Genomic DNA, 24,071 nt, shown 5'->3' on the forward strand with positions numbered 1-24,071 from the left:
GTGGCCGCGCTGCCGCTGCGGCATGAGCCGGGCACGGCCTGGCACTACGGCACCTCGACCGACATCCTCGCCCGGCTGGTGGAGGCGCTGGCGGAGGAGCCCTTCGATGCGCATGTGCGTCGACACGTGCTGCAGCCACTGGGCCTGCGGGAGACCGACTGGACCGCGCCGGCCGCGCTGCAGGACCGCATGGCCGCGACCTACCGACTGTCCGCCGACGGCAAGCCGGAGCGCGAGCCCGATCAGCCCTTCACCTTCGCCAGCGGCGGCGCCGGCCTGATCGGTCCCATCGACGACTACCTGCGCTTCGCCCGGATGCTGCTCGGCGAAGGCGAGCTCGACGGCGTGCGGGTGCTGCGCCCGGCGACGGTGCGTTTGATGCTGGTCGACCACCTCGACCCGGCGATCACGCAGCGGCATTTCCTGTCGAGCCCGGGGCTGGGCTTCGGCTTCGGCGGCTCCGTGCGCATCGCGCCGCCGCTGAGGGACGAGCCGCCCGGCGCGGTGGGTGAGTTCTCCTGGGGCGGTGCCGCGTCGACGCTGTTCTGGATCGACCCGGCGAACCAGCTCGCGGTGGTGTTCTTCGCCCAGAAGCTGCCCTTCGACGACGCCCTGCATCGCGACCTGCGACGCGCGGTATACGGCTAGGCCGCTCAGGGCGCGAGCTTCGTGAACACATCGTCGCGCGCCTTCACGAGCGCGTTGTGGCAGGCGAAGCAGGTCTGGTGCTGGGCCGCGTCGACGGGCTTGCCGTCGATGAAGCGGCCGTAGCCCCAGCCGCCGCTGTCGGCGTAGCGCTTCGAATCCTTGACCATCACCTGCACCGTCGTCGGCGCGCCCGGCACCGTCGCGGCGGGGAACTCGGTGGAGCGCTGCCGCTTCCACGCCAGCTTGACCAGCATGGCGCCGTCAGGGAACGGCAGCTGGCCCAGGCGATAGGCCTTCATCGCGATCGGATTGCCGACCACGGCGCGCAATTCGTCGAGCGGTGCGTCCTCGGTGGCGACACCCACCATCTCCCATTGGCGATAGCCGTCGGGCAGCACCACGCCGTAGATCGGCGAGGCGGGTTTCGGTGGCTTGCCCTGGGCCAAGGCGGGGAGCGCGCTGGCAGTGAGCGAAGCCAGGAGAAGCATCGAGGCGAGACGGAGGGCATGCATGTGGGTCTTCCAGGCAAGTGGGGCAGTGCCACGGATCAGACCAAATTCATCGCTGCCTGGGCATTGAACCTTGGTATGGGCAGAGCCTCGTAGTGATCGAGGCTTCGGGCGGTTGCATTCAAAAACCCGTTCGTTGTGAAAGCGCTTTCACAATCGACCGATATTGCCTAGGATGCGTCCCGCCGGAGAGAAGTCGCGACCCTGGACCCGCGCCGCAGAGCGCGGGCCGGATCGCGCCGATCGGTGCCCTCCAGCACACCATCGACACCTCTTGGAGACATGAATGGGATTTCCGAACCGCATGGGCGCGCCGATGCTGCGCGCCGTCGCCCTGGGCTTGTGCGCGACTGCCGCCGCGCCGGCGTTTGCCGGCGTCACCAATCCGACCATCGGCCGCCTGTTGTGGTCCGAGGAATTCAACGGCGCGTCGTTGAACACCAGTGTCTGGACGCCCTATGACGGCAATGGCTGCCAGATCAACCTGTGCGGCTACGGCAATGCCGAGCTCGAGTACTACAGCCCCAACAACCTCTCGATCGCCGACGTGCCCTTTGAAGCCGGCACGCGCGCCCTGGCGATCCGCGCGCTGCGGCAGACCATCGGCAGCAATGAGTTCACCTCCGGAAAGGTCGATTCCTACGGCAAGGTGCAGGTGCAGTACGGAATGATCGAGATCCGCATGGCCACGCCGCAGGTCACCACCGGGCTGTGGCCGGCCGCCTGGCTGCTGGGAACCAGTCCGCAGGTCTGGCCGCGCAAGGGCGAGATCGACATCGCCGAGCTGGGCCATCGCGCCTCGGCCTGGGCCGCGGCGGGCGCGCCTTCGCCCGACCATTTCGTCGGCGCCAACGTGATCACCTGGTCGCAGGCCGCCTGCGTGGCGGGCAATGAGTCGTGTGCCGCCTCCACCGCCTGGCAGACCAAGAACTGGTACAAGCCGCAGGCCTCATTGGCGAATCGCTTCGTCAAATACCGCTTCTACTGGACCGAAAGCCAGATGCGATTCACCGTCGTCGACAACGACGGTGAACACGACATGTACGACGCGCCGTTGCCGGTGAACTCGACGGCCTTGCAGGCGCCGTTCTATCTGCTGCTGAACATGGCGGTGGGGGGCAACTTCACCGATGCGGCGACGCCCTCGCAGGTGAACGCGCCACTGCCCGCCACGATGTACGTCGACTACATCCGGGTGTATGAACTCGACGGCAAGGGAGAGGTGAAGCTGGGCAACCAGGTGGTGCCGGAAGTCGCCGGCAAATTCGGCGTGTTCACCGACAACACGGTGGTCAACAACAAGCTGGTCGCCGGCAGCACGTCCGACATCTTCCTGTGGAATGGCGCGTCGACCGCGGCCGGCAACACGCTGCCGTATGAAGGCGGCAATGTGATCGCGTGGAGCTACAACACGCCGGGACAGTGGTTCGGCGGCGGCATCCAGTCCCGCCAGGTCCGCGACCTCACCAACTACCGCAATGGCCAGCTGAAGTTCCGGATCAAGATCCCGGCCAACGTGTCCTTCAACATCGGCATTGGCGACACCTACACCAATCAGAACTGGGTGAACTTCCCAGCCAATACGACGGCATTCGGCCTGGTGCGCAATGGCGAATGGGCGACGGCGACCGTTCCCGTCTCGACGCTCATCGGACCGAAGGTCGCGCTGCAATCGATCGCCGACATCTTCATGTTCTCGGGCGACAACAACCGGCTGCCGACCTCGGCTTTCCAGTTCGCGATCGATGACGTGGTGTGGGAGTCCGGCACGACGACCCAGGAGCCGCCGACGCCGGCCGGCATCACCCAGCCGTCGGCGACCACGGTCAAGTTCACGGAGCCGACCGGCACCTGGGCCGACGTGCATTACACGGTCAACGGCGGCGGCCAGATGAATGTGCGGATGCTGAAGGAAGGCAGCGGCAATGCCTACACGGTCACCGGGCTGAAGCAGGGCGATGTCGTGCGATTCAACTTCACTTACTGGGACCCGGCCCGCAATGGCGCCTACGACACGGCGCTGCAGAGCTACACGGTGAAGTGAACACGCGGGATGAGGCGTCAGGGGATTGACGACGACTCGTCAGTCGACGATCTCCGCGCCCCATCCGTCGTAGACCACGCCATGGGTTTTCGCGAGCGCCTCGAATTGCGCCGACAACGCCATGAGCGCATCCAGGTCCGGAATCATGCGGCGAGCGGCGACCACCTGCCAGGTCGGCGCATCGTCTTCCGGACCGAAGATCCGCACATCGAAATCCAATTCGGCCAAGGCATGCGCGATCGACATCGCGGCGGCTTCTTCGGCGGCATCGAAGGCGAATTCGGGGACATGTGGCAAGGACAGATCCGCGCCGAGTTCAACCATCTGCGCCAACACCTTGGCGTCCGGATCGTCGTTGTTGACCAGGCGATCGAGGAGTTCGGGAGAAGTCGGCATGGGTGCGGCGGATGAGAGAGTGAGGAATGACCTGCCGCCGTCGGTCGCGGCGGTGCGGGATCATCCCACGGCGCAACGAGTCGATGCCCTCCGCCCCTGACGTCTTCGCTCGCGCGGCCGGGAGACTCGCGGATCGGGGCGGCCGCATTCGGCGCCCCGACTAACATCGCGCGATGGATCGAAGCATCATGGCTGTCAGGCCGCCGGGCCATCCGGCAGCTTCGCGATGACCTTGATCTCGAACTGGAACCCGGACAGCCAGGTCACGCCGATGGCGGTGGCGGTCGGATAGGGCGCCTCGCCCCAGAACTCGGCGGCGACGGCCCAGGCGCGCTCGAAGTGGGTGTGGGGATCCACCATGAAGACGGTCACGTCGATGACGTCGCGGAAGCTGCAGCCCGCCGCCGCCAGGATGGCGTTGAGGTTCCTGAACGCGAGTCGGACCTGCTCGTCCCGGTCCGGCTCGGGCGATCCATCGGCGCGGCTGCCGACCTGGCCGGACACGAACAGCAGCCCATTGGCGCGAATGGCGGGGGAGTAGCGGTGCAGCTCATAGAGCGCGTGACGATCGGGCGGGGAGACGACATCTCGAGTGAACATGACCGGCATTCCTTTGAAGCACGAATTGCGATGTGCTCACTGTAGAAATTCGCCGCCCGCCGATAAACCAGCGACTCGCACAATCACTGTTTGGGGTCGCCAAACAGTGAGGGCGGATACAACCGCCGCCTCAGCATTCTGCTGATAGGCAAGCCGTGGCGTGCTGACTATCGTCCTCCCTCATCGGCCAGCAATCACGCTGCGCGACAGCATGGAGGAAGCCCACGATGAAAGCTCATGACTCCCGGCCCAGGGTGATGCAACGCCAGCCCGCGGCCGCCGCGCATCGTGGCGATGCCATGGACGGCGCCTCGCGAACCTCGCTGGTTCACCAGTCGCCTCGCATGGTGTCCCAGCGTCAGGCCATCGACGCTGCTTTCGGCGCTGCCTGCCGACATCGGGTTGGACCCGCACCGCGCACCCTGTCTGGCGGGCGCATGGGCCCGCACGGTGCGGTCCTGCAAGGGATGTTCAACCTCACAACCGTGCCACGCCAGAGCAAGAACCGGGGTGGCGTCATGGCCGGCTACACGGCCGGGCCCAATATCGCCGATCTGCACATCGCGGCGGGCGCCAACCTCGCCGGCGAGCTGATGCAGAACTTCCTGATGACGCTCTGGGAGGTGCGCGACACCCTGCAGGCCAGGCAGGCCGCAGGTGGCCCGGCCGGCACGGTCGAGATGCATCCGGCCGGGTCTCAGGTCCTCAAGATGACCATGGAAATGCTCGCCGAGGCGGTGGGCCAGAACCCGGCCCTCCAGAACGCGCAAGCGGCCAAGCACCTGCGCCAGCTCAACAACGTGCCGCTGACCGCCAACAACAATGTCCTCGATGCGACCGTGGTCCCTGAGCATGTGCGTTATCGCGACGCGCTCATCGGCGTCGGCGGCGTGACGATGAACCCGGTCGGAGGCGGCACCACCGGTGGCACGGTGGACATGCTGCAGAACAACGCCGGCGGCGCCGCCGAGCGGGTGCTCTACGACACGGCGTTGGCCACCCTGCAGCCTTTCATGAGCATCAACGTCACGATCACCTTGCCAGTGCTGCTTGGCATCATCGGCATGCTCGAGGGAAGGATGAGCGACTTCAAGCGCTGGGCGCTCCAGGCGAAGTACGCCGTGTTCGGGTGAGGCCGAACAGGGCCGCCGGCTACTCCTCCAACCGGAACGCCCCCGCCTCGAAATCGGCGATCGTCGCGCGCGCGGCGGCGAGCTGGGAGGCCGGCACCAGCACGCGCACGCCGCCGACGGCCGGCGAGAGCAGCGAGTAGTTCTGCACCATGTGCTCGTCCGCCAGGTGCGGCGTGAGCGCGGCGGACCGGAGCACGCCCATCAGCAGGTGGGCCTCGATGGGCGAGTCGCGCGTGGCGACACAGACGAAGTCATCGGAGCTGGCGTCGGCGCGGTCGGGCATGGGTCCTCCTGGGTTCCTCCCAAGGGCCGCAGCTTAGACCGCTTCCCGCGTGGGCGCATCCGTCGTCCGGAGCGCACCGCGCGCTCAGACCGTCACCGGCGCCTGCGGCACCTGCGGCATCTGCCACTGCGTCCCCGGCGCATAACGCGCGATGTACTGCTGATGCCCCGGCATCTGCTGCACCGTCTGGTCGATGCGCGCCTTGATCCCGCCCAGGAAGCCGGCCAGCTCGCGGTCGCTCATCAGGTCGGCCGTCGGGTGATGCTGCTCGGGCATCAGGCCCTGGCCCAGCATCACCTGGATCCACGAGTTCTCGGTGAACAGCTCATTCGGCCCGCGGAACACCCGGCCGCTCTCGCGGAACAGGTCCAGCCGGTGCTGCAGCGACGCCGGCACCGACATCTCGCGCAGGTCGCGCCACATCGGCGAATCGGTCCGCTGCTGCAGGTGGTAATGCAGCACGATGAAGTCGCGGATGTGCTCCAGCTCATGCCGCATCTGGGCGTTGTACTCGTCGACGTCGGACTGCCGGATCCCGTCCTTCGGGAACATCTGCAGCAGCCGGATCGCGCTGCGCTGGATCAGGTGGATGCTGGTGGACTCCAGCGGCTCCAGGAAGCCGCTGGCCAGGCCCACGGCGACGCAGTTGCGCTGCCACACCACGTCGCGCTGGCCCGGCTTGAAGCGGATCACGCGATGCGGCGTCAGCACCTCGCCCTCGATGTTGCCCAGCAGCGCCGCGCGCGCGGTCTCGTCGTCGGTGTAGCGGCTGCTGAAGACCACGCCGTTGCCGACGCGGTGCTGCAGCGGGATCTGCCACTGCCAGCCCCAGGGATGCGCGATCGCGCGCGTGTAGGGCACCGCGTCCCGCACCGACGCGGTCTGCAGCGCGATCGCGCTGTCGCAGGGCAGCCAGTGCGACCAGTCCTGGTAGCCGACGCCCAGCGTCTGCCCCAGCAGCACCGAGCGCATGCCGGTGCAGTCGATGAAGAGATCCCCTTCGACCTCGGACCCATCCTGCAGCTTCAGCGCGCGCAGGTCGCCATCGGGCCGCAGCAGCACCTCGGCGATACGGCCCTCGATGCGGCGCACGCCGAAGCCGTCGCTGAAGCGGCGCAGGAAGGCTCCGTACAGCGATGCGTCCAGGTGGAACGCGTAGTTGATGCCGTCGCCCGGCAGATGCGCGAAGCGGTGCTGCTGCGCCGCGCGCAGTTCCAGGCAGTAGTCGCCGTAGTCCGACGCCATGCCGCGCTCGCGGCCCTTCATCCAGAAGTGCTGGAAGCCGGCGGTCCAGTGGTCGATGCCGGTGCTGCCGAACGCGTGGATGTAGCGCGCGTCGGGGTCGCGCCAGCCCTCGAACTGGATGCCCAGCTTGATGGTGGCCTGCGTCGCGGCCATGAACTCCCGCTCGTCCAGTCCGAGCAACTGGTGGAAGGTCAGCATCGTCGGGATCGTCGCCTCGCCGACGCCGACGGTGCCGATCTCGTCGGACTCGACCAGGCGGATGTCCAGCTGCTTGCCCAGGTGCTTGGCGATGCAGGCGGCCATCATCCAGCCGGCCGTGCCGCCGCCGGCGATGACGACGCGTCGCACCGGCGAGCGGGGAACGGACGGGGCGGGGGGCGTGAAGCTCATGGCGTCTCCTCCATGTCGTGGGTCGGGCGGCTTCCGGCGCGACGATGCGGGCGTCCGCAAGGACGCGTCGCTCAACGCTGCCGGAGCCGCTGGATCAGGTGGGCGCGCAGATGGCCGGCGCCCTCGGCGGTGATCGGGGCCAGCGCATGGCGGGCATGCGCGGGGATGTGGGCCGAGGTCTGGCCGTCGGCATTGAACACGTAATGGTCGAAGATCCCCTGCCAGGCGCGGCGTTGCGGCGTCGGCAGGTCGCGCAGCGACAGCAGCGCTAGCATCAGCGCGAAGACCGGTGGATCCATGTGGGCCGGCGACTGCCGCCACCAGTAGTTGATCAGCACGTTGAACGCGTCCAGCGCCTCCACCTGGTGCCACCACATGCTGGGGATGTAGAGCGCGTCGCCCGGCTCGAGCTCGGCGACCTGCGCGTGCTCGAGCGCCGTCGCGAAGCGCGGGAAGCGCTCGAAGTCGGGCTGCTTCAGGTCGACCAGGCTCACCGGCTGGCCGGCTGGCGTGAAGTCGATCGGACCGACGTACAGGTTGGGCAACTGCTCCGGCGGGAACAGCGTGAAGCGGCGATGGCCGGCCGCCACGCAGGCGATGTTGTCGGGCAGGTCGTAGTGCGGCGCGATGCGGCTGCGATTGCCCAGCCAGACGCTGGCCAACGCCTCCGGTGCCGCCGTGCCGCTGGTCGCCAGCGAGGACAGGTCCAGGTCGTTGTGCGCGCGAAAGCCGGGCAGGCACTCGTCGACCGTCGTCGAGCCGACGTAGTAGCAGGGCGGACGCTCGACCTCCGCGAGTTGGAGCAGTTCCTCCATCAGCGCCGGCAGCGGCGCGTCGGCCCGGCCGAAATTCATGCCGGTGAGGTCGTCGTTGTAGAAGATGCGGCCGTCGATCTCCGGCGGGCCGGTCATGATGGCCACCGGCGCGCCGCGCCAGTAGCCGTGCAGGTAGTCGACCGCGGCGCGGTCGGAGCGCCGCGCCTCCCGCACCATCGGCCAATGCGACACGAGGCCGCGCAGCACCACCGGCTGCGCGGCCTCGATCAGGTGGGAAGGAAGCCGACCCGGCACCAGGTCGTGGAGTTCTCGGATCGACTTCATGCGGGCATCGCCCCCGGCGGGGTCAGAACTTGTAGCGGAGGCCCAGCATATAGCGGCGTCCCGTCTGCGTGACCGCGTACACCTCCTCCTTGGTCCGGCCATGCTGGCGCAGGACCGAATCGCCGAGGTTGATGACTTCGGCCTGCAGGCTCAGGCGTTCGCTGAAGTTGTAGCCCAGGCTGACGTCCACCTGCGAGTAGGGCTCGGTGAAGATCGGCGCCGAGCGGCCCAGCTGGTTGCCGTCGTTGACCGCGGCCAGGAACTTGTCGCGCCAGTTGTAGGCCACGCGCACGCTGAACTTCGCGTCCTCGTAGAAGCCCACCAGGTTGGCGGAGTCGCTCAGGCCCACCAGCGCGTACTGCTGCGCGAAGCTCATGTTGTCGTACTTGAGCCCCGACTTCACCTTGGTGTAGTTGGCCGCGACGCCGAAGCCCGAGTTCCCGAACGCGTGCTGCACGTTCAGCTCGAAGCCCTTCAGGCTGTTGGACTGCGTGTTGGCCGGCACCGTGATCTGGAAGTTGGCCACCGGATCGCCGGGCTGTCCGACGATGGTCCCCAGCGCATGGCCGTTGCTCTCGCCGGTCTTGGTCACGCCCGGCTGGCCGTTGTAGCGGTTGAGGATGTAGTCGCGGATGCAGGTGATGTCGCTGCCGCAGCCGCCGGTGGTCGAGGCCTCGTTGTAGTACGCGCCGCCGATCGGGGTGTGGAGGTTGAACGGGGTGGCGTTCTCGAGCGTCGAGCCGATGTAGTTGCTGATGTTCTTGCGGAACACGCCCGCCGCCACATAGCTGGACCGCGCGTAGTAGTACTCCAGCGAGAAGTCGATGTTCTTCGACTTCAGCGGCTTCAGCCCCGGGTTGCCCTGCGAGCCGGTGCCGCCGCTCAGGCGCGCCAGGTCGTTCAGCGTCTGCCGCCCTGGATCGCGTCCCAGCCCGGACGGCCGATCGTCGTGCCGTAGCTGGCGCGCAGCTTGAGCTTGTCGGTCAGGTCGGCCTGGTAATCGATGTTGGGCAGCCAGTAGCTGTACTTGCCGTCCAGCGTCGTGAAGCCCGGGTCGCCCTTGAGCACCGTCAGCTCGTTGTTGGAGCCCCAGGTGATGCCGGTGGCGATCGGCACCAGCGCGCTGGAGGTGACCTTGGTTTTCTCGTAGCGCATGCCGACCGTGGCGCTCATCGGGACGCCCAGTTCCCACTCGCGGGTGTACTCGGCGTAGGCGCTGGTGGACTTCTCCGTCGTGCGGCGGTCCGTCGAGAAGACGTTGGACGCGAGGTACTTCGACGGATCGCCGTTGCCTTTGGCGGCCAGGTCGCGGACCGTCCCGAAGTCGAAGGTGTAGAACTGCGTGAACAGGCGCGGATCGCCGACGCCGCCGATCTTGCCGAAGAAGTCTCGCAGGTCCTGCGGGATCCAGACTTCGTCCGGGTAGTTGGCCGGGCCGTTGGCCACGCCACCCCAGTTGTCCAGCTGGACGTTGGCGTAGGCCGAGCGGTTCTTCGCCTTGGTCAGGCCGACGCCGAAGTCCAGCTTCGATTCGTCGCTGATCTCCCAGCTGCCGTTGATCTGCTGCTGGTCGACCTGCGCCTTCATGTAGCTGTTGCGGAAGGACGAGCCCGTCACCTGTTGCAGCGCCGCGTTGCGCGTCGTCGTCGGCATGATCAGGATGGGCAGGTCCTGGCTGAAGTCCACGCCGGTCTGGCCGCGGTTGAAGCTGGCCGTGCCGATCACGTTGTTGCTGCCCCAGGGGCTGTCGGCGCCCGACTCCGCCGTGGAGTGGTGGGCGTCGAAGCCGAAGCGCAGCTTGTCGGTGACCTTCCAGTCGGCGTTGAAGCCCAGCGACTTGTTGTCGTTCTTGGTCGCGAAGTCGGCGCCGCCCATGGACAGGTCGGCGTCGCCGTTGGCGATCAGCTCGGTGTAGTTCAGCGGCGCGGACACGGGGCCGGAGGTCCACGAGCTCGACGAGGGGCCGAAGCTGAACCAGGCCGACAGGTCGTTGCGGCGCGTGTGCACCTTGTTCTGCGAGACCGTGTAGTCCAGCGTCGTCGTCAGCGACTTGGTCGGCGCGAACTGGAACGTCAGCTGGCCGTTCGTGCGCTCACGGCTGATGGCGTTCATGTTGTAGTTGACGTTCTGCGGCAGCGAGTAGACGTCGCTCGCGCCCGGACGGTTGGTGATCCGTTCCGAACCCGGCGCGCCCGGCAGCGGGATCGCGCCGTTGCCCGTCTCGTCGCCCTTGAAGGGCAGCCAGCCGTTGGGCACGCCGGCGCTGTTGTAGCCGGCGTCGCGCTTCTGGAAGCTGCCCGAGACCGACACGCCGAACATGCCTTCGCCGAAGGTCGTGCTGTAGATGCCCGACACCTCGGGCGTCACGCTGTCGCCCTTGATGTTGTCCGGCAGGCGCGAGTTGCCGCCGTCATGCACCGCCTTGACGCCGATGCTGGCGATGGTCTTCTTGGTGTCCAGCGGGCGCGCGGTCTTGATGTTGATCGTTGCGCCGATGCCGCCGGTCGGGGCGCTGGCGCGGCTGGTCTTGTAGACCTCCAGCGCGGCGATCGATTCCGTGGCCAGGTTGGCGAAGTCGAAGGCGCGCGAGTTCGACGGACCCGTGTCCGCCAGCGTCGAGGCCGGCATCTGGCGGCCGTTGAGCAGCACCAGGTTGAAGTCGGGGCCGACGCCGCGCACGGTGACCTTGGAGCCTTCGCCCATCGAGCGGTCGATCGACACGCCCGAGATGCGCTGCATCGACTCGGCCAGGTTGGTGTCGGGGAACTTGCCGATGTCCTCGGCGACGATGCCGTCGACCACGCCGCGCTGCTGGCGCTTGAGGTTCAGCGAGGTGTCCAGCGACTGCCGGATGCCGGTCACGACGACGGTGTCGATCTGCGCGTCGGCGGTCTTGCGCTGGGCCTCGGACGCGGCCGCCTCGGGGGCCGCGGGCGCCTGCTGGGCATGCGCCGCGGCGGCCAGGAACAGCATCGCGCAGGCCGCCGCCACCGGTTGGGGTTGCGGTCCGCGGCCCTGCCGCTGTCGGGTGGGGTGGACGTGTTTCATGTGTCTCCTTGTTGTCTCTCAGTCTTGGCCATGACCCACGTGCGACGGCGGGCCCGAGGGATGCAGGGCAAGCTGGATCCGGATCTCGTCGGGGCACGGCTTCGTTGGCCGTCGCCCCGTCTGTCCTTCGCCGCCAGGACGCTCCTTTCCTCGCCCCGGTGGGCGCGTGGCGGATCATCTTGAAAGCGCTTTCAGAATTTAACTGCTTCGGCTCCGGGTCCTCTACTGACTTTCCCTAGCGAGGGGTCCGCGCCACACCGGGCGCGGGGGTACTGCGAAATGGGGCGGCCTCGGCGGCTTGGCGGACGCCGGGCGGCGTGGCGCTTTCAGGCAGCGACGGGGACGGCGGGGCGCGCGTCCAGCGCGCGGGACTCGGCGTCGAAAGCCAGCGCGTGCCCGGCGCCGGCGACCAGGCGGACGCTGTCCCCGTCGTGCAGCGCGGCCGCGCCGGCGGGCAGCTTGGCGGTGAGCAGCTCGGGGATGCCGTCGACGCGCAGGTGCAGGATGGACACGTCGCCCAGGTGCTCCGCCAGCACGACGGTCGCCGGCACCGCGGCTTCGTCGTGGCCGGCGGCGAGTTGCAGGTGCTCGGGCCGCAGACCCAGGCGGGCCGCCGCCGGACGCGCGGCGCCGCCGAGCGCGTCCCACAGCCGCCGCGCCGCGCCGGGCGCGTGCGCGGCCGGTCGTTCGATGAAGTTGATCCGCGGCGCGCCGAGGAAGCCCGCGACGAAGGCATTGGCCGGATGGCGGTAGAGGTCCATCGGCGCGCCGAGCTGCTCGATGCGGCCCTTGTTGAAGACCGCGATGCGGTCGCCCATCGTCATCGCCTCGACCTGGTCGTGGGTGACGTAGATCATGGTCGTGCCGAGCTGCTGATGCAGCCGGGTGAGCTCGATGCGCATGTCCACGCGCAGCGCGGCGTCCAGGTTGGACAGCGGCTCGTCGAACAGGAACACCTTGGGCTTGCGCACGATCGCGCGGCCGATGGCCACGCGCTGGCGCTGGCCGCCGGAGAGCTGCCGGGGCGTGCGCTGCAGCAGGTCGGTGATGCGCAGGACCTCAGCGGTGCGGCGCACCTGCTCGTCGCGCTCGGCGCGGCCGACGCCGGCCATCTTCAGCGCGAAGCCCATGTTCTCGGCCACCGTCATGTGCGGGTAGAGCGCGTAGCTCTGGAACACCATGGCCGCGCCACGGTCGGCGGGACGCAGGTCGTTGGCGCGCCGGCCGTCGATCAGCAGGTCGCCGCCACTGATCTCCTCCAGGCCCGCGATCATGCGCAGCGTCGTGCTCTTGCCGCAGCCCGACGGCCCGACGAAGACCATGAACTCGCCGTCCCGCACGTCCAGGTCGAGACCCTGGATCACCTCGTGATCGCCGTAGCGCTTGCGGATGCCGCGCAGCGTGACTTGTCCCATGACGGTGCTCCCGATCAAGCCTGGCGCGCCGCGCGCCGAGCCAACACGAAGTCGCGGTAGGCGAGCGCGCTGTCCTTGGGCGTGCGCCGCTGCGTCGCGTAGTCCACATGCACGATGCCGAAGCGCTTCTCGTAGCCCGAGGCCCATTCGAAGTTGTCCATCAGGCTCCACACCATGTAGCCGCCCATGGGCACGCCCTGCGCGATCGCGTCGCCGACGGCGGCGATGTGCGTGTCCAGGTAGCGGGTGCGGTCGTCGTCGTGCACGCGGCCGTCGGCGCCCACCGGATCGGGGAAGGCGCCGCCGTTCTCGGTCACGTACAGGCGTTTGGCCGCCGGGTAGTCGCGGTGCACCGAGACCAGCAGGTCGGTCAGGCCCTGCGGGTAGACCTCCCAGCCCATGTCGGTGAGCTCCAGGCCGCCGGTCTTCGGGTCGAAGCTGTTGTCCGCGCTGGCCATGCCGCGCGAGTAGTAGTTGATGCCGACGAAGTCGATGGGCACGCGGATGCGGTCCATGTCGCCGGCCTCGACGTGCGGCGCGTCATCGCCCAGGTGCTCGATCACGTCCTGGGGATAGTGGCCGTTGAACAGCGGGTCCATGTACCAGCGGCGCAGCTTGCCGTCCTCGAGCCGGGCCTTGGCGCGGTCCGCATCGGAGTCGGTGGCGGGATACATCGGGGCCATGTTCAGCACGATGCCGAGCGAGGCCTTGAGCTGCAGCTCGCGCATCGCGGTCACGGCCAGGCCGTGGCTGAGCAGCAGGTGATGCGAGACCTGCGCGGCCAGGCGGCGATCCTTGAGGCCGGGTGCGAAGACGCCGGTCTCGTGGCCGAGTTGCGCGACCACCCAGGGCTCGTTGTGCGTGGCGATCGAGACCACCTTGTGGCCCAGCCGCTTCGCGATGCCCACGGCGTATTCGACGAAGCGCTCGACGGTGGCGCGGTTGCCCCAGCCGCCGACGTCCTGCAGCGCCTGCGGCAGGTCCCAGTGGTTCAGCGTCAGGTAGGGCTTGAGGCCGCGCGCCAGCAGGCCGTCGACGAGCCGCTCGTAGAAGGCCAGGCCGGCTTCGTTCCATTCGCCGTCGCCGGTGGGGCGCACGCGCGGCCAGGACACCGAGAAGCGATAGGCCTCGACGCCCAGGTCCCGGATCATGTCCAGGTCCTGCTCCCAGCGCGCGTAGTGCTCGCAGGCGACGTCGCCGCTGCTGCCGTCGGCGATCACGCCGGGCTGGCGGCAGAAGCTGTCCCAGATGGACGGGCCCTTGCCGTCGGCGTCATGGGCGCCCTCGATCTGGAAGGCGCTGGTGGCCACGCCCCAGACGAAGTCGTCAGGGAAGCGCTTGGCGGAGGCGGTCGGCAGGGTGGAGGATGACATCGGAGCAGGCGTGCTTATGGTTGTTGGAGGGCGGAAGGCGAGAGGCTGAAGGCGCGTGCGATGAGGTGCGAGGCGTGGCGCGTCACTTCACCGCGCCGACGGTCAGGCCCGAGATGAGCTGCCGCGAGCACAGGACGAAGAGCACGATCAGCGGCAGCGTCGCGATGGCGGAGCCGGCCATCAGCGCGCCCCATTCGGTGTCGACGGGGCTCTGCAGCGAGCGCAGCGCCAGCGGCAGCGTGTACATGTCGGGCGAGCGCATGACGACCAGCGGCCCGATGAAGTTGTTCCAGGACGAGATGAAGGTGATCAGGCCGAGCGTCCCCAGCGCCGGCTTGAGCAGCGGCAGCACGATGCGGGCGTAGATGCCGAGCTCGCCGCAGCCGTCCATGCGCGCGGCCTCGACGAGCTCGCGCGGCACGGCCGAGGTGATGAACTGGCGCATCAGGAAGATGCCGAAGGCGCTGGCCGCGCCGGGGATGTAGAGCGCGCGCGGCTGATCGATCCAGCCCAGCAGGTCCATGATCATGAAGCTGGGGATCATGTTCATGAAGCTGGGCAGCAGCATGGTGCCCATGACGAGGCCGAAGAGCGCCTTCTTGAAGCGGAACTCGTACATCGCGAAGGCGTAGCCGCCCATCGAGCAGAACAGCAGCGTCAGGCCGGTGTTGCACAGGCCCACGTAGAGGCTCAGGCCGAGGTTGCGCCAGAAGGGCAGGCGTTTGGTGAGGATGTCGACGTTGTTCAGGAAGTCGTTGCCGAACCACATCGGCGGCGGCAGGCTGAAGATCTCGGTGCGCGAGTGCGTCGCGAAGACGAACATGAAATAGAAGGGCGCCAGCATGATCAGCGCCCCGGCGCCCACCAGCAGGTAGGCGGCCCAGGCGGTCATGCGCGGCGGCTGCGCGGCGCGCGGCGCGGTGGCGTCGAGGGAGGCAGGCATCGTGGTGCTCATGGCGCGGCGTCCTCAGTCGTCCTTGCGCCGGAAGGCGCGGTTCGTCAGCCACGTCAGCGCGGCCACGATGAAGAACAGCAGCCAGGACATCGCGCTGGCGGCGCCGAAATCGTTGAAGTCGAAGGCGTTGCGGTAGAGGTAGACCGCGGCGCTCATGCCGGCCTGGTCGGAGCCGCCCTTGCCGCCGGTGAGGATGAAGGGTTCCTCGAAGAGCTGCAGGCCGCCGATGACGCTCAGCGTCACGCCGAAGAAGATCATCGGCCGCAGGCTGGGCAGCGTGATGTGGAAGAACTGCTGCACGCGGCTGGCGCCGTCCATGGTCGCAGCCTCGTAGAGATCGGGCGGGATGGTCTGCAGCGCGGCCAGGTAGAGCACGACGTTGAAGCCGACGTAGCGCCAGAAGACGATGGTCGAGATGGCGGGCTTGAGGGCGTCGGGATCGTTGAGCCAGTCCACCGCGGCCTGCGGCATCAGCTGGCCCAGCAGCGGAATCTCGCGCAGCGTCGCGATGGCGAGGTTGATCAGGCCGTAGTCGGTCGAGAACAGCGAGCTGAACAGGATCGCGATCGCGACGGAGGAGGTGATGTAGGGCAGGAAGTAGGCCCCGACCATCGGGTTGCGCCAGCGCTTGAAGGCGATGTGCAGGAAGGTGGCGAGCGGGATCGCGACCAGGTGCTGCGGCACGCCCGAGGCGATCGCCAGCCAGGCGGTGTTGCGCATGGATTTCCAGAACCACTCGTCCTGCAGCGCGAAGGCGAAGTTGTCCAACCCGACCCAGTGCATCGCGCCCAGGCCGCTGGTGGGCTCCCAGCTGTGGAAGGCCAGGTAGAGCGAGAACAGCAGCGGGAACAGTCCGAAGACCACGAACAGCAGCAGGAAGGGCGCCAGCAGCGCGTAGGGCGCGTAGCGGGGCGAGAGGCGCAGGGCCGGCGGGAGTCGGAAGTGCATCGTCGTCGTTCCGTGTCAGCGTCGCGCGCGTTGCTGGAGCAGCCGCTGCGCATCGGCGAGCGCGGTGGCGATGTCCTTGCCGCGATCCAGGACCTTGTCGAGCTCGGTGTCGATGACCTCGCGGGCGAAGGCGTCCTGCTTGTGGACCGGGAAGGCGCGGATGTGGCTGGCGGCATCACGCCAGTCGCGGCGGGCGACCTGACCGCCGAGGAAGGGCAGCGGCTGGTCGTAGAAGGCGTCCTGCTGCGCATCGACCAGCGCGGGGAAGGCGTCCTGCGCCTTGAAGGCCGCGAGCTGCTGCGCGCGGTTCATCGTCATGAAGCGGATGAAGGCGTAGGCCATCGGCTTGCGGGCGGCGTCGCCATGGCGGGCCATCGCGAAGAAGGTGCCGCCATAGGCGGCGAAGGCGCCCTCGGGCAGCTGCGCCGCGCGCCACTTGCCGCGCGTGCCGGGCGCGAGCCAGGTGTTCAGGTGGCCGGCCAGCCAGGCACCGGACATCTGCGTGGCGATGCCGCCGCGCTTGAAGCCCTCGGTCCAGTCGGAGGACCAGGCGGTGACCTTGGCGTCGAGCTGCTGGCGGCGCACGGCGCGCGCCAGCTCGAAGGCGCGGACGAAGCGCGGCGAGGTCACCAGCGGCCGCGAGTCCTTGTCGAAGTAGAGGCCCTCGCCCGCTTGCAGGCCGGTGCGGATGAGGATGTCCTTCATGTCGCGCGCATGCGCCATCAGGTAGGCGCCGGTCGAGGCCTTGATCTTCACGCCGGCGGCGACGTAGCCCTCCCAGCTCCGCGTCAGGTCCGCTTCCTTGAGGCCGGCGCGCGCCAGCAGGTCGGCGCGGTAGAGCAGGGTGCCGGGGCCGATGTCGGTGGGGACGGCCAGCACGGCGCCGGCCGGGGTCGTCGCCTGGTCGAAGGCGTAGCCGACGAAGCGCGCGCGCTCGCGGCCGAGCTCATAGGGCGGACGGGACAGGTCCTCGAGCCCGGTGCCCTGCGCGAATCGGCCGAGGTAGCCGATCTCCAGCGCCATCACGTCCGGCAGGCCCTTCGCGGTCGAGAGCGCCGTGGTCATCGCGGTGTGGTGGTCGTTGAGCTCGCGGCTCACGATCTTCACGTCGATGTCGGGATGCAGCTGCTTCCAGGCGGGCAGGGCGGACCGGACGATCTCGTCGATGGCGGGGAACGCGGCGACGGTGAGCGTGGTTGTCGTGGGCGCGGGCGTGGCGGTCGCGCTGGCCGGCTGCGCGGCAACGCCTGACCCCGCCTGGATCAGGGCCAGGGTCAATGTCGCCGTGGATAGCCATCGGGCCCACTGCCGCATGCTTTGTGTCTCCGTCGTGGTGTCGTTATGAAAGCGCTTTCATGATATCGGTCGTCAGAGCGGGAACGTACCAGGGTTATCGCTAGTGAGTCGGCTTCGCGTCGCCCCTGCCCGCAAGTGGGAGGGCGTAGGAAGGGCATGAGCATGACACCCTCTCCCGCTTGCGGGAGAGGGCAGGGGTGAGGGCCAGCGTCCTCACGCAGTCCGCTCAGACCGCCCGCGTGGACGATCGAATGATCAACCGCGGCTCCGGAAGCTGCGTCGTCGGCGTCTTGTCGGCCAGCAGCTCCAGCAGCGCCTGCGCCGCGCAGCGTCCCAGCTCGAGGCCGGCCTGGTGGATCGTCGTCAGCGGCGGGATGCAGTGCGCGGCGCCGGCCAGGTCGTCGAAGCCGACGATGGAGACATCCTCCGGCACCCGCAGCCCGCGGCGGTACAACGCCAGCGAGGCGCCGAAGGCCATCTGGTCGTTGGCCGCGAAGATCGCGGTGAAGGGCTCGCGGCTGTCGATCAGGCGCTCGGCGGCCATCACGCCGCTGTCCTCGTGGAACAGGCCGGGCAGCACCAGCGCCGGCTTGTACTTCACGCCTGCCGCCTCGAGCGCGGCGCGATAGCCCCTCAGGCGCTCCTGCGCGTCGGGGTGGACCGGGTCGCCGGCGATGAACGCGATCTTGCGATGTCCCAGCGACAGCAGATGATGCGTCGCCAGGCGCGCGCCCTCGAAGTCATTGAAGTTCAGCGCATGCAGGCTGGGCGCCTTCAGGCTGCGGCCGGTCACGACGACCGGCAGCTCCTTGGCCAGCTTGCGCAGCGACTCGTCGCTGAGGCGGCCGGTGAGCACGATGATCCCGTCGACGCGGCGCGAGCGCAGCGTGTCGATGCAGCGCTGCTCCTCCTTGGCATTCCAGTGACCGCTGGCGAAGAGCGGCACGAAGCCGGCGGCGTCGAGCACCTCCTCGATGCCGCGCAGCGCGACGCCGTAGTAGGGGCTGTCGATCGCCTGCGTGACGACGCCGACGCTGAGCGAGCGCCCGCCGGCTAGCACGCGCGCGATGGGATTGGGAACGAAGCCGAGTTCCGCGATGGCGCGGTCGACGGCGTCCTTCTTTTCCTGGCTGACGACGGCGGTGCCGTTGAGGATGCGCGAGACGGTGCTCGGCGACACCCCGCTGGCTTCGGCCACCATGCCCAGCGTCACCTTCGATGACGGGCGGGCGGACTTGGAGCTCTTCATGGGCGGGATGGCGTTGTCGTGGGCGCGGGCGAGTTTAAGGGACGGGCGACAGTGGGGAGCGGCGGCGTGAGAACTCGGTGACAAGTGGCCGAGCGAGGGCATTGGTGGGCGTCCGCATCGACAAATGGGCAGCATCCGCGTGGCGTGATCGAGCGAGGTCGACGACGACCACGACCATGAAGCAGTTCGGACTGGGTCTAAGCCTGTCGACCAGGAAGACGCGCAAGCGCGAGTTCTTGCAGGAAATCGAGCGCGTGGTGCCTTGGCGCGTGCTGGTGCAGATGGTCGAGCCCGTGCTGCCCCAAGGCGAGGATGGGTCGCCCGCCGTTCGGCGTCGAGACGATGCTGCGCATTCAATACGGGCCGCGCACTGCGATGGATGAAAGGCCTCTCACGCGTTCGTGGCCGCGACCGTCGACGCGATGTCGGCGAAGCCCTTTGATGTCGCCATGGGATCAGCGGACCAAGCAAGCGTGATTCGAGCAGCCTGCAGCGCTCGAACGAGCGACGCGACCTCGGCCGGTCGGCCCCTTTTCCCAGACGCTACCATCTTCGTTATCGATGCGAGTGCCATCAGGCCCGCGTCTAAATCGATCCGGCTCTTGTGTGGGAGTCACATAGTCAGGCTGCTGGCCGTCCGACGGCTTCGGTTTATCGCCGGAGTCAGCGTCCGCCGCGTTAACTGAGTCGGCTTTATATTTTTCCCATACCGAGAGCCTGCGCGTGCGAGCCGACCGCGCCGCGGAAGCAGCCGTGCCACCGGCCTACGCGCGTGACGCGCTGGCGGTGGCTCGCACGGCGGCCTTTCCGCTGCAGCCGGTGCTGCGATCGCTCGAGACGGTGGCCGTCGAGGGCGTCCGCGTTTCCGCGATCGAACTCAACGCCACGCGTGGCGGCGCCGATGTGACGCTGGAGTTCGACGATTACAAGGCGCTGCTCGTGTATCTGGAGCTGCTGAACGAAGGAGAGGCGGTGCCTCGCTGGGCGCTGGTGCGGGCCGAGGCCGCAGGGGCGCGGAGACAGGCGACGATCCGTTCGGTCTGGCCGTAGCGTGCTCGAGGAGCGAGTACGAGGATCGCAGGCCCGCCACATCACCGTCTTGCCGCAGGCTCGGCGACCACGCTGAGCACCCAGAAGCGTGAACGTTGCCGAACATGCTTTGTGTCGCGGACGCAAGCTTTCTTCGCTCGGCGCCGCCCGGCTTCGCACCGCGGCGTGGTGTTCAGTCACCGCTCCCCATCATGGGGCCCTCGCACGAGTTGGCGCCCATTGCAGTACGGGCAACACAGCGCCACTTCCCCGTTCAACCCAGAACGGCCAGAAGACGGCGCCGCCACGGCGTGCCACGCTTCCCGGCCGCATGAGGACACCCTGATGCCGTCTCCCATTTCTTCCGCTTCCTCCTCGCCGTCGCGCCACGTCGAGTTGCCGGTCCCAGACACGACGCACGCGTCCCCCGTCTCGCTGGCGCCCACCTCCTCGCCCTCCGTCGCACAGGAGTCGCCCATCTCCAGCCGCCGCTCCGTCGATGCCACCGGGGCGCAGCCCCAAGACGACACGGTCGATTTGCCGCCGCGCTCGGCGGCGCCGCAATCGCCCGTGGTCGACAGCCGGGCCTCTGCGCAGGCCGGCGCGTCGGGCTCCCGTCTGACCGACCTCGTGGGCGGCGTGGCCGGCGCCTTGGGCACCGCAGGCAGCGCGGCCCTTCAAGGCTTGTCGAGCACCCAGAAAGCCGTCGTCTCCGCCATGGAGGTCCTGTGGTCCCTCAGCGACCTGCGGACCATGCTGCAGCCCCATGGCGACGACCGGTCCTTCCTGGCGGTGCTGCGCGGCGCGGAGCCGGGGTCCGATCAGGCCTTCACCTTCGCCCGCTGCCGCGAACAACTGACCGCCTTGCGCGGCATGGTCCAGGGCGAGCCGGGGATCGAGCCCCGTTTCAAGAAGACCCTGATGAAGGACATCGAGGCCATCGAGCGCGCCATCGATCCGCTGCAGCACGGCACCTCCGCGTCGGGCCGCGCGGCCAAGGCGCTGCTCAACCTGGTCAATCTGTGGCCCGTGATCGTGCCCAGCCCGCTGCTGGCCAACCAGGCCAAGACCTTCGCCTACACCGTGGCCGCCGCGGCCAAGGCCGTCGTCGGCGTGGCGGGCACCACGCTGCGTCCCACCGCCGACGGACTGCCGTTCCCGCTGGGCGGCGGCGAGCTCGGCCGCCAGTCCGACGAGGTCCACTTCTATCCGGCCCTGCTCAACGCGATCTTCCTGTCCGTCGAGATGTCCAAGCGCTACGGCTCCGAGTCGGTCCGCCACCACGCCGAGGCGGTCGACCACAGCAAGGTGGCGCACGCCGGCTTCGCCGCCGCCGCCGGCACCATCCTGATCGCCCCCTTCGTCTGGGGCAGCATCAGGAATGGCGCGGCCAAGGCCGTCGCGCTGGGCGCGAACGCCGTGGCGGCCGGCATGGACAAGGCGGGCTTCTCCGGCCAGGCCGGCACGCTGCGCCGCCAGTTCACGCCGGGCCAGGTCGGCGAGGCCGTCCACGCCGAGCTGTCCCAGCTCTGGCAGGGGCTGGAGGACGGACGCAAGGCGCTGCAGCAGGCGCGCCGCGATTTCACCGATCCAGAGTCCGGCCATGAGCTGACGCGCACGCTCAACTCGCAATGCACGCACCTGCTGGCATCGATCGCGCAATGCACGAAGCGCCTGGACCAGGCCTTCCATCTCGGCGCGGCGCAGGAGTCCAACGCGGCCTCGATCCCGCGTGAGCCGCAGGCCCACCCGGACTTCGCCTCCAAGCTCGCGCTCACGCTCTTCGCCGCCGGCGTGACCGGAACCACCGTCTACCTGATCCAGCCCGACCCGATCGGCACGGTGGACCTCGCGGCCGACAGCGTGGTGGTCACCGCGGTCATGGCGCAAAGCGCCTGGAACCGGCAGACCACGCGGCAGGACGCGATGGAGCGCTTCAAGGGCATGGCCGCGACCAGCATGGTGATGGCCATCGCGCTCACCGCCGACAAGCTGTCCAAGCAGTTCACGCCCAAGGGCATGATCGAATCCAGCGCCTCCGCGCCCTACTACGCGAGCCTGGTCATGACCGCCATGGCGATGACGATGCCGGGGCCTGTCGCGCGTGGCGCCGAGCTCGCGATGAACTGGGGCGGCGGGCAGATCGCCGCCCTCGGCAGCCAGGTGATCAACCTGTTCAAGGGGCCAGACGGACAGACGCTGGCCACCATGACGCCCCGCTCGCCCGAGGAGTTGCAGGCGCAGGTGGCCCGGATCGGCGCCTATGTGGACAGCCTGCCGGAGGAGCAGCGGGCGGCGTACGACCAGATCGCTGGCGAGAGCATCCGCCGGAGCATTGATCAGGCCAGCGCCTCGCCGGCGCGTGCTTCAGGCGTCTCTATCGAGGAGATCGTCACCGAGTCGGCGTGAGCAGCTGAGCCTTCACGGCATCCGTCAGCGAGGGTTGCCGCTGGCGGTGACCAGCAGCGCGCGGGCATCGTCAAGCAGCTCCACCAGCTCGGCCGAGGCGACCCGGGCCGCGAAGTCCGACGGGCGCTCGTCCTCCGCGCCCTCGTCGTTCAAGCGCTTGTTGTCCACCCGGTCGTTGTCCACGCGCTTGCCGTTCGACGCCGCGCCGCCCACCGAATCCTGGAGCCAGAGCGCGAGCCGGTAGGCGCGCTCGAGCAACGCGCCCAGGGCGTGGTCGTCGTCGTCGAACCGGCCCCTGTTCACAGCCCGCGCCACAGGTTGGCCGCGCCCAGCACGATGAACATGAGGAACAGCCCGCGCTGGAAGGCCGCGGCGCTGATGCGCGCGCGCAGCGCCGCGCCCAGCGCGAGTCCGACGCTGGCGGCCGCCAGCGCGACGAAGGAGGGCAGCGACCACAGCGCGCCGCCGTCGAAGGCCTGCAGCCGCGCGGCCAGCGCCAGCGTCGCGACGGTGAAGGACAGGCCCAGCGCCTGGATCATCGTGTCCTTGTCCACCCGCAGGGCCTGCAGGTAGGGCACCAGCGGCAGCGCGAAGACGGCGGTGGCGGCGGTGACGACACCCGTCGCCAGTCCGGCGGCCAGGCCGACCCACCACGCGCCCGGCGCGACGCGCGGCAGCACCGGTTTCCGCAGGCCCCACAGCCCGTAGACCACCAGGATCGCGCCCAGCGGGAGCCGGGCGTCGATCGGCGCGAGGGTGGCGAGGTCCGGACTCCAGACGGTCGTGAGCACCAGGCCGGTCCACATCGGCCAGAGCGTCGCGACCAGCTCCCGTCCCGCCGGTCCTCGGCACTGCGCGACATTGGTCACCAGCGAGGGCATCACGAGCAGCGCGGCGGCCTGCGCCGGCGCCATCCACAGGCCGAGCAGGCTCATGGCGACCGTCGGCAGGCCCATGCCGGTGATGCCCTTGACGCCACCGGCCAGGACGAAGACCAGCCCGATGCCGAGCCATGGCGCGAGCGCCGCGAAGGAGATCGACTGCATGCGGCGCATCTTCAGGGCCGGCCGTGGCGCTGTCGATCTCGATGTGCGGCGGATATCCTTCGCGTCTGCAAGAGGATGGCCCTGATGACCGCCGCCAATACCCGCTCCCTCGCCGCCGCGCGACCGATCGACTACCGCGTCGATCCCTTCGACCTGCAGCTCTTCGAGGTGGTGGTGGCGCAGGGGTCGATCACCGCGGGCGCGGCGGCGATGGGCCTGTCGCTCGCAGCGGCCAGCGCGCGCTTGAAGGCGCTGGAGCATCGCGTCGGCGTGCGGCTGCTCGACCGCGCCAAGACCGGCGCCGTGGCCACCGACGCGGGCCGTGCGCTGTCGCGGCAGGCCCACCGGGTGCTGGCGGAGCTCGATTCGCTGCATGTCGCGATGTCGGCCTTCGGGCACGGCCTGCGCGGCACGGTGCGCCTGCTGGGCAACACGGCGGCGGTGGTCGAGGCGCTGCCGCCGCGCCTGGGGCCCTTCCTGGCTGCGCATCCCGACATCGACCTCGAGCTGCAGGAGATGCCCAGCGACGCCGCGCTGCAGGCGCTGCACGACGGCGTCGCGGACGTGGCGGTGGTCGCGGACCACGTCGACACCGCCGGCCTGAGCGCCCACGCCTGGCTGGACGACGAACTGGTCGCGTTGCTGCCGGCGAGCCCGCGCCGACGCGCGGCATCGATCCGGTTCGTCGAGCTGCTGGACCAGCCCTTCGTCGGCCTCGGCGCCGAGAGCGGATTGAGTCGCTTCCTGCAGGCGCAGGCCGCGCGCGGCGGCCGGGTGCCGAAGCATCGCGTGCGGGTGTCCAGCTTCGAGGCCATCGCGCGCCTGGTCGAGGCGGGCGCGGGCGTGGCCGTGATGCCGCGCAGCGCGGCGAAGCGGCAGATGACGGCCGGCTTGCGCATGGTGGCGCTCGCCGACGCCTGGGCGCGCCGCACGCTGCTGCTGTGCCACACGGCGC

22 protein-coding genes and 1 pseudogene are annotated in these 24,071 nt (G+C 69.0%); 7 read left to right on the forward strand and 16 right to left on the reverse strand.

The features are described 5' to 3' along the window. The coding region (locus tag FUT87_RS05905) for a serine hydrolase (RefSeq protein ID WP_147240393.1) at positions 1-648 on the forward strand (648 nt) is incomplete at its 5' end. 5 nt (positions 649-653) lie between these two features. On the opposite strand, the gene FUT87_RS05910 is transcribed toward FUT87_RS05905, so the two are convergent. Continuing rightward, the gene (locus FUT87_RS05910) at positions 654-1,136 is read right to left on the reverse strand and encodes a cytochrome P460 family protein (RefSeq protein ID WP_255511691.1); all 483 of its coding nucleotides are present in this window, start codon (positions 1,134-1,136) and stop codon (positions 654-656) included. Between the two features lie 307 nt (positions 1,137-1,443). Here FUT87_RS05910 and FUT87_RS05915 point away from each other — a divergent pair, with 307 nt between their 5' ends. Then, the gene (locus FUT87_RS05915) at positions 1,444-3,201 is read left to right on the forward strand and encodes a family 16 glycosylhydrolase (protein ID WP_255511688.1); all 1,758 of its coding nucleotides are present in this window, start codon (positions 1,444-1,446) and stop codon (positions 3,199-3,201) included. A 39-nt stretch (positions 3,202-3,240) separates the two neighbouring features. Here the strand turns inward: FUT87_RS05915 and FUT87_RS05920 are convergent, their stop codons facing one another. Beyond that, positions 3,241-3,597 (reverse strand): ribonuclease E inhibitor RraB, encoded by a 357-nt coding sequence (locus tag FUT87_RS05920; RefSeq protein ID WP_147240395.1) that lies wholly within the window; start codon positions 3,595-3,597, stop codon positions 3,241-3,243. A 195-nt stretch (positions 3,598-3,792) separates the two neighbouring features. Beyond that, positions 3,793-4,197: a RidA family protein gene (locus FUT87_RS05925; RefSeq protein WP_147240396.1), complete on the reverse strand. Its 405-nt coding sequence runs from the start codon at positions 4,195-4,197 to the stop codon at positions 3,793-3,795. Positions 4,198-4,424: 227 nt separating this feature from the next. Between FUT87_RS05925 and FUT87_RS05930 the strand changes: the two genes are divergently transcribed. Continuing rightward, positions 4,425-5,330 carry a hypothetical protein gene (locus FUT87_RS05930; protein WP_147240397.1) on the forward strand — a complete coding sequence of 302 codons (906 nt, stop codon included), beginning with the start codon at positions 4,425-4,427 and terminating at the stop codon, positions 5,328-5,330. A gap of 19 nt (positions 5,331-5,349) precedes the next feature. Here FUT87_RS05930 and FUT87_RS05935 read toward each other — a convergent pair whose 3' ends face one another. The 11 genes from FUT87_RS05935 to FUT87_RS05980 all read right to left on the reverse strand — a co-directional run bounded on the left by FUT87_RS05935 (position 5,350) and on the right by FUT87_RS05980 (position 18,632). Further along, positions 5,350-5,613 carry a DUF2007 domain-containing protein gene (locus FUT87_RS05935; RefSeq protein ID WP_091720819.1) on the reverse strand — a complete coding sequence of 88 codons (264 nt, stop codon included), beginning with the start codon at positions 5,611-5,613 and terminating at the stop codon, positions 5,350-5,352. A gap of 84 nt (positions 5,614-5,697) precedes the next feature. Next, the gene (locus tag FUT87_RS05940; protein ID WP_147240398.1) at positions 5,698-7,248 is read right to left on the reverse strand and encodes a tryptophan halogenase family protein; all 1,551 of its coding nucleotides are present in this window, start codon (positions 7,246-7,248) and stop codon (positions 5,698-5,700) included. A 71-nt stretch (positions 7,249-7,319) separates the two neighbouring features. Next, positions 7,320-8,348 (reverse strand): cupin-like domain-containing protein, encoded by a 1,029-nt coding sequence (locus tag FUT87_RS05945; protein ID WP_147240399.1) that lies wholly within the window; start codon positions 8,346-8,348, stop codon positions 7,320-7,322. Between the two features lie 22 nt (positions 8,349-8,370). Next, positions 8,371-9,366 (reverse strand): TonB-dependent receptor domain-containing protein, encoded by a 996-nt coding sequence (locus FUT87_RS30390; RefSeq protein ID WP_255511692.1) that lies wholly within the window; start codon positions 9,364-9,366, stop codon positions 8,371-8,373. Beyond that, positions 9,249-11,396, reverse strand: coding sequence for a TonB-dependent receptor (locus FUT87_RS05950; RefSeq protein WP_255511689.1), 2,148 nt, complete (start codon positions 11,394-11,396; stop codon positions 9,249-9,251). Before FUT87_RS05950 ends, FUT87_RS30390 begins: the two co-directional genes overlap by 118 nt. Positions 11,397-11,722: 326 nt before the next feature. Next, positions 11,723-12,811 carry an ABC transporter ATP-binding protein gene (locus FUT87_RS05955; protein WP_147240400.1) on the reverse strand — a complete coding sequence of 363 codons (1,089 nt, stop codon included), beginning with the start codon at positions 12,809-12,811 and terminating at the stop codon, positions 11,723-11,725. 14 nt (positions 12,812-12,825) lie between these two features. Further along, on the reverse strand, positions 12,826-14,184 hold the full coding sequence (locus FUT87_RS05960) for a GH1 family beta-glucosidase (protein ID WP_147240401.1): 1,359 nt from the start codon (positions 14,182-14,184) through the stop codon (positions 12,826-12,828). A gap of 82 nt (positions 14,185-14,266) precedes the next feature. After that, the gene (locus FUT87_RS05965; RefSeq protein ID WP_254783170.1) at positions 14,267-15,139 is read right to left on the reverse strand and encodes a carbohydrate ABC transporter permease; all 873 of its coding nucleotides are present in this window, start codon (positions 15,137-15,139) and stop codon (positions 14,267-14,269) included. A 12-nt stretch (positions 15,140-15,151) separates the two neighbouring features. Next, positions 15,152-16,087 (reverse strand): carbohydrate ABC transporter permease, encoded by a 936-nt coding sequence (locus tag FUT87_RS05970; RefSeq protein ID WP_147240402.1) that lies wholly within the window; start codon positions 16,085-16,087, stop codon positions 15,152-15,154. Between the two features lie 15 nt (positions 16,088-16,102). Next, positions 16,103-17,365 (reverse strand): ABC transporter substrate-binding protein, encoded by a 1,263-nt coding sequence (locus FUT87_RS05975; RefSeq protein ID WP_255511690.1) that lies wholly within the window; start codon positions 17,363-17,365, stop codon positions 16,103-16,105. Between the two features lie 244 nt (positions 17,366-17,609). Beyond that, positions 17,610-18,632: a LacI family DNA-binding transcriptional regulator gene (locus FUT87_RS05980; protein WP_091720842.1), complete on the reverse strand. Its 1,023-nt coding sequence runs from the start codon at positions 18,630-18,632 to the stop codon at positions 17,610-17,612. A 176-nt stretch (positions 18,633-18,808) separates the two neighbouring features. On the opposite strand from FUT87_RS05980, the pseudogene FUT87_RS05985 reads away from it, so the two are divergent. From FUT87_RS05985 to xopX, 3 genes and pseudogenes are all read left to right on the forward strand, one after another. Next, positions 18,809-18,992: pseudogene (locus FUT87_RS05985) on the forward strand (IS5/IS1182 family transposase); the annotation flags it as partial. A gap of 363 nt (positions 18,993-19,355) precedes the next feature. Beyond that, complete coding sequence (locus FUT87_RS05990) at positions 19,356-19,682, forward strand: hypothetical protein (RefSeq protein WP_147240404.1); 327 nt, start codon at positions 19,356-19,358, stop codon at positions 19,680-19,682. Between the two features lie 324 nt (positions 19,683-20,006). Next, the gene (xopX, locus tag FUT87_RS28465; RefSeq protein WP_186830376.1) at positions 20,007-22,070 is read left to right on the forward strand and encodes a XopX family type III secretion system effector; all 2,064 of its coding nucleotides are present in this window, start codon (positions 20,007-20,009) and stop codon (positions 22,068-22,070) included. A 24-nt stretch (positions 22,071-22,094) separates the two neighbouring features. On the opposite strand, the gene FUT87_RS06000 is transcribed toward xopX, so the two are convergent. Further along, positions 22,095-22,373, reverse strand: coding sequence for a hypothetical protein (locus FUT87_RS06000; RefSeq protein WP_147240405.1), 279 nt, complete (start codon positions 22,371-22,373; stop codon positions 22,095-22,097). Next, a complete protein-coding gene (locus FUT87_RS06005) occupies positions 22,370-23,116 on the reverse strand; it encodes a sulfite exporter TauE/SafE family protein (RefSeq protein WP_147240406.1) in 747 nt (248 codons plus the stop codon). Before FUT87_RS06005 ends, FUT87_RS06000 begins: the two co-directional genes overlap by 4 nt. An 84-nt stretch (positions 23,117-23,200) precedes the next feature. On the opposite strand from FUT87_RS06005, the gene FUT87_RS06010 reads away from it, so the two are divergent. After that, positions 23,201-24,071 (forward strand): LysR family transcriptional regulator (locus FUT87_RS06010; RefSeq protein WP_186830377.1); only part of this gene is annotated, 871 nt, incomplete at its 3' end.

The sequence above is a fragment of the Mitsuaria sp. TWR114 genome (assembly GCF_007997345.1).

Bases quoted from the DNA above. Each gene is read 5' to 3' on its own strand.
- FUT87_RS05910 (WP_255511691.1), bottom strand. From the start codon at position 1,136: ATGCTTCTCCTGGCTTCGCTCACTGCCAGCGCGCTCCCCGCCTTGGCC.
- FUT87_RS05915 (WP_255511688.1), top strand. From the start codon at position 1,444: ATGGGATTTCCGAACCGCATGGGCGCGCCGATGCTGCGCGCCGTCGCC.
- FUT87_RS05920 (WP_147240395.1), bottom strand. From the start codon at position 3,597: ATGCCGACTTCTCCCGAACTCCTCGATCGCCTGGTCAACAACGACGAT.
- FUT87_RS05925 (WP_147240396.1), bottom strand. From the start codon at position 4,197: ATGTTCACTCGAGATGTCGTCTCCCCGCCCGATCGTCACGCGCTCTAT.
- FUT87_RS05930 (WP_147240397.1), top strand. From the start codon at position 4,425: ATGAAAGCTCATGACTCCCGGCCCAGGGTGATGCAACGCCAGCCCGCG.
- FUT87_RS05935 (WP_091720819.1), bottom strand. From the start codon at position 5,613: ATGCCCGACCGCGCCGACGCCAGCTCCGATGACTTCGTCTGTGTCGCC.
- FUT87_RS05940 (WP_147240398.1), bottom strand. From the start codon at position 7,248: ATGAGCTTCACGCCCCCCGCCCCGTCCGTTCCCCGCTCGCCGGTGCGA.
- FUT87_RS05945 (WP_147240399.1), bottom strand. From the start codon at position 8,348: ATGAAGTCGATCCGAGAACTCCACGACCTGGTGCCGGGTCGGCTTCCT.
- FUT87_RS05950 (WP_255511689.1), bottom strand. From the start codon at position 11,396: ATGAAACACGTCCACCCCACCCGACAGCGGCAGGGCCGCGGACCGCAA.
- FUT87_RS05955 (WP_147240400.1), bottom strand. From the start codon at position 12,811: ATGGGACAAGTCACGCTGCGCGGCATCCGCAAGCGCTACGGCGATCAC.
- FUT87_RS05960 (WP_147240401.1), bottom strand. From the start codon at position 14,184: ATGTCATCCTCCACCCTGCCGACCGCCTCCGCCAAGCGCTTCCCTGAC.
- FUT87_RS05965 (WP_254783170.1), bottom strand. From the start codon at position 15,139: ATGAGCACCACGATGCCTGCCTCCCTCGACGCCACCGCGCCGCGCGCC.
- FUT87_RS05970 (WP_147240402.1), bottom strand. From the start codon at position 16,087: ATGCACTTCCGACTCCCGCCGGCCCTGCGCCTCTCGCCCCGCTACGCG.
- FUT87_RS05980 (WP_091720842.1), bottom strand. From the start codon at position 18,632: ATGAAGAGCTCCAAGTCCGCCCGCCCGTCATCGAAGGTGACGCTGGGC.
- xopX (WP_186830376.1), top strand. From the start codon at position 20,007: ATGCCGTCTCCCATTTCTTCCGCTTCCTCCTCGCCGTCGCGCCACGTC.
- FUT87_RS06005 (WP_147240406.1), bottom strand. From the start codon at position 23,116: ATGCAGTCGATCTCCTTCGCGGCGCTCGCGCCATGGCTCGGCATCGGG.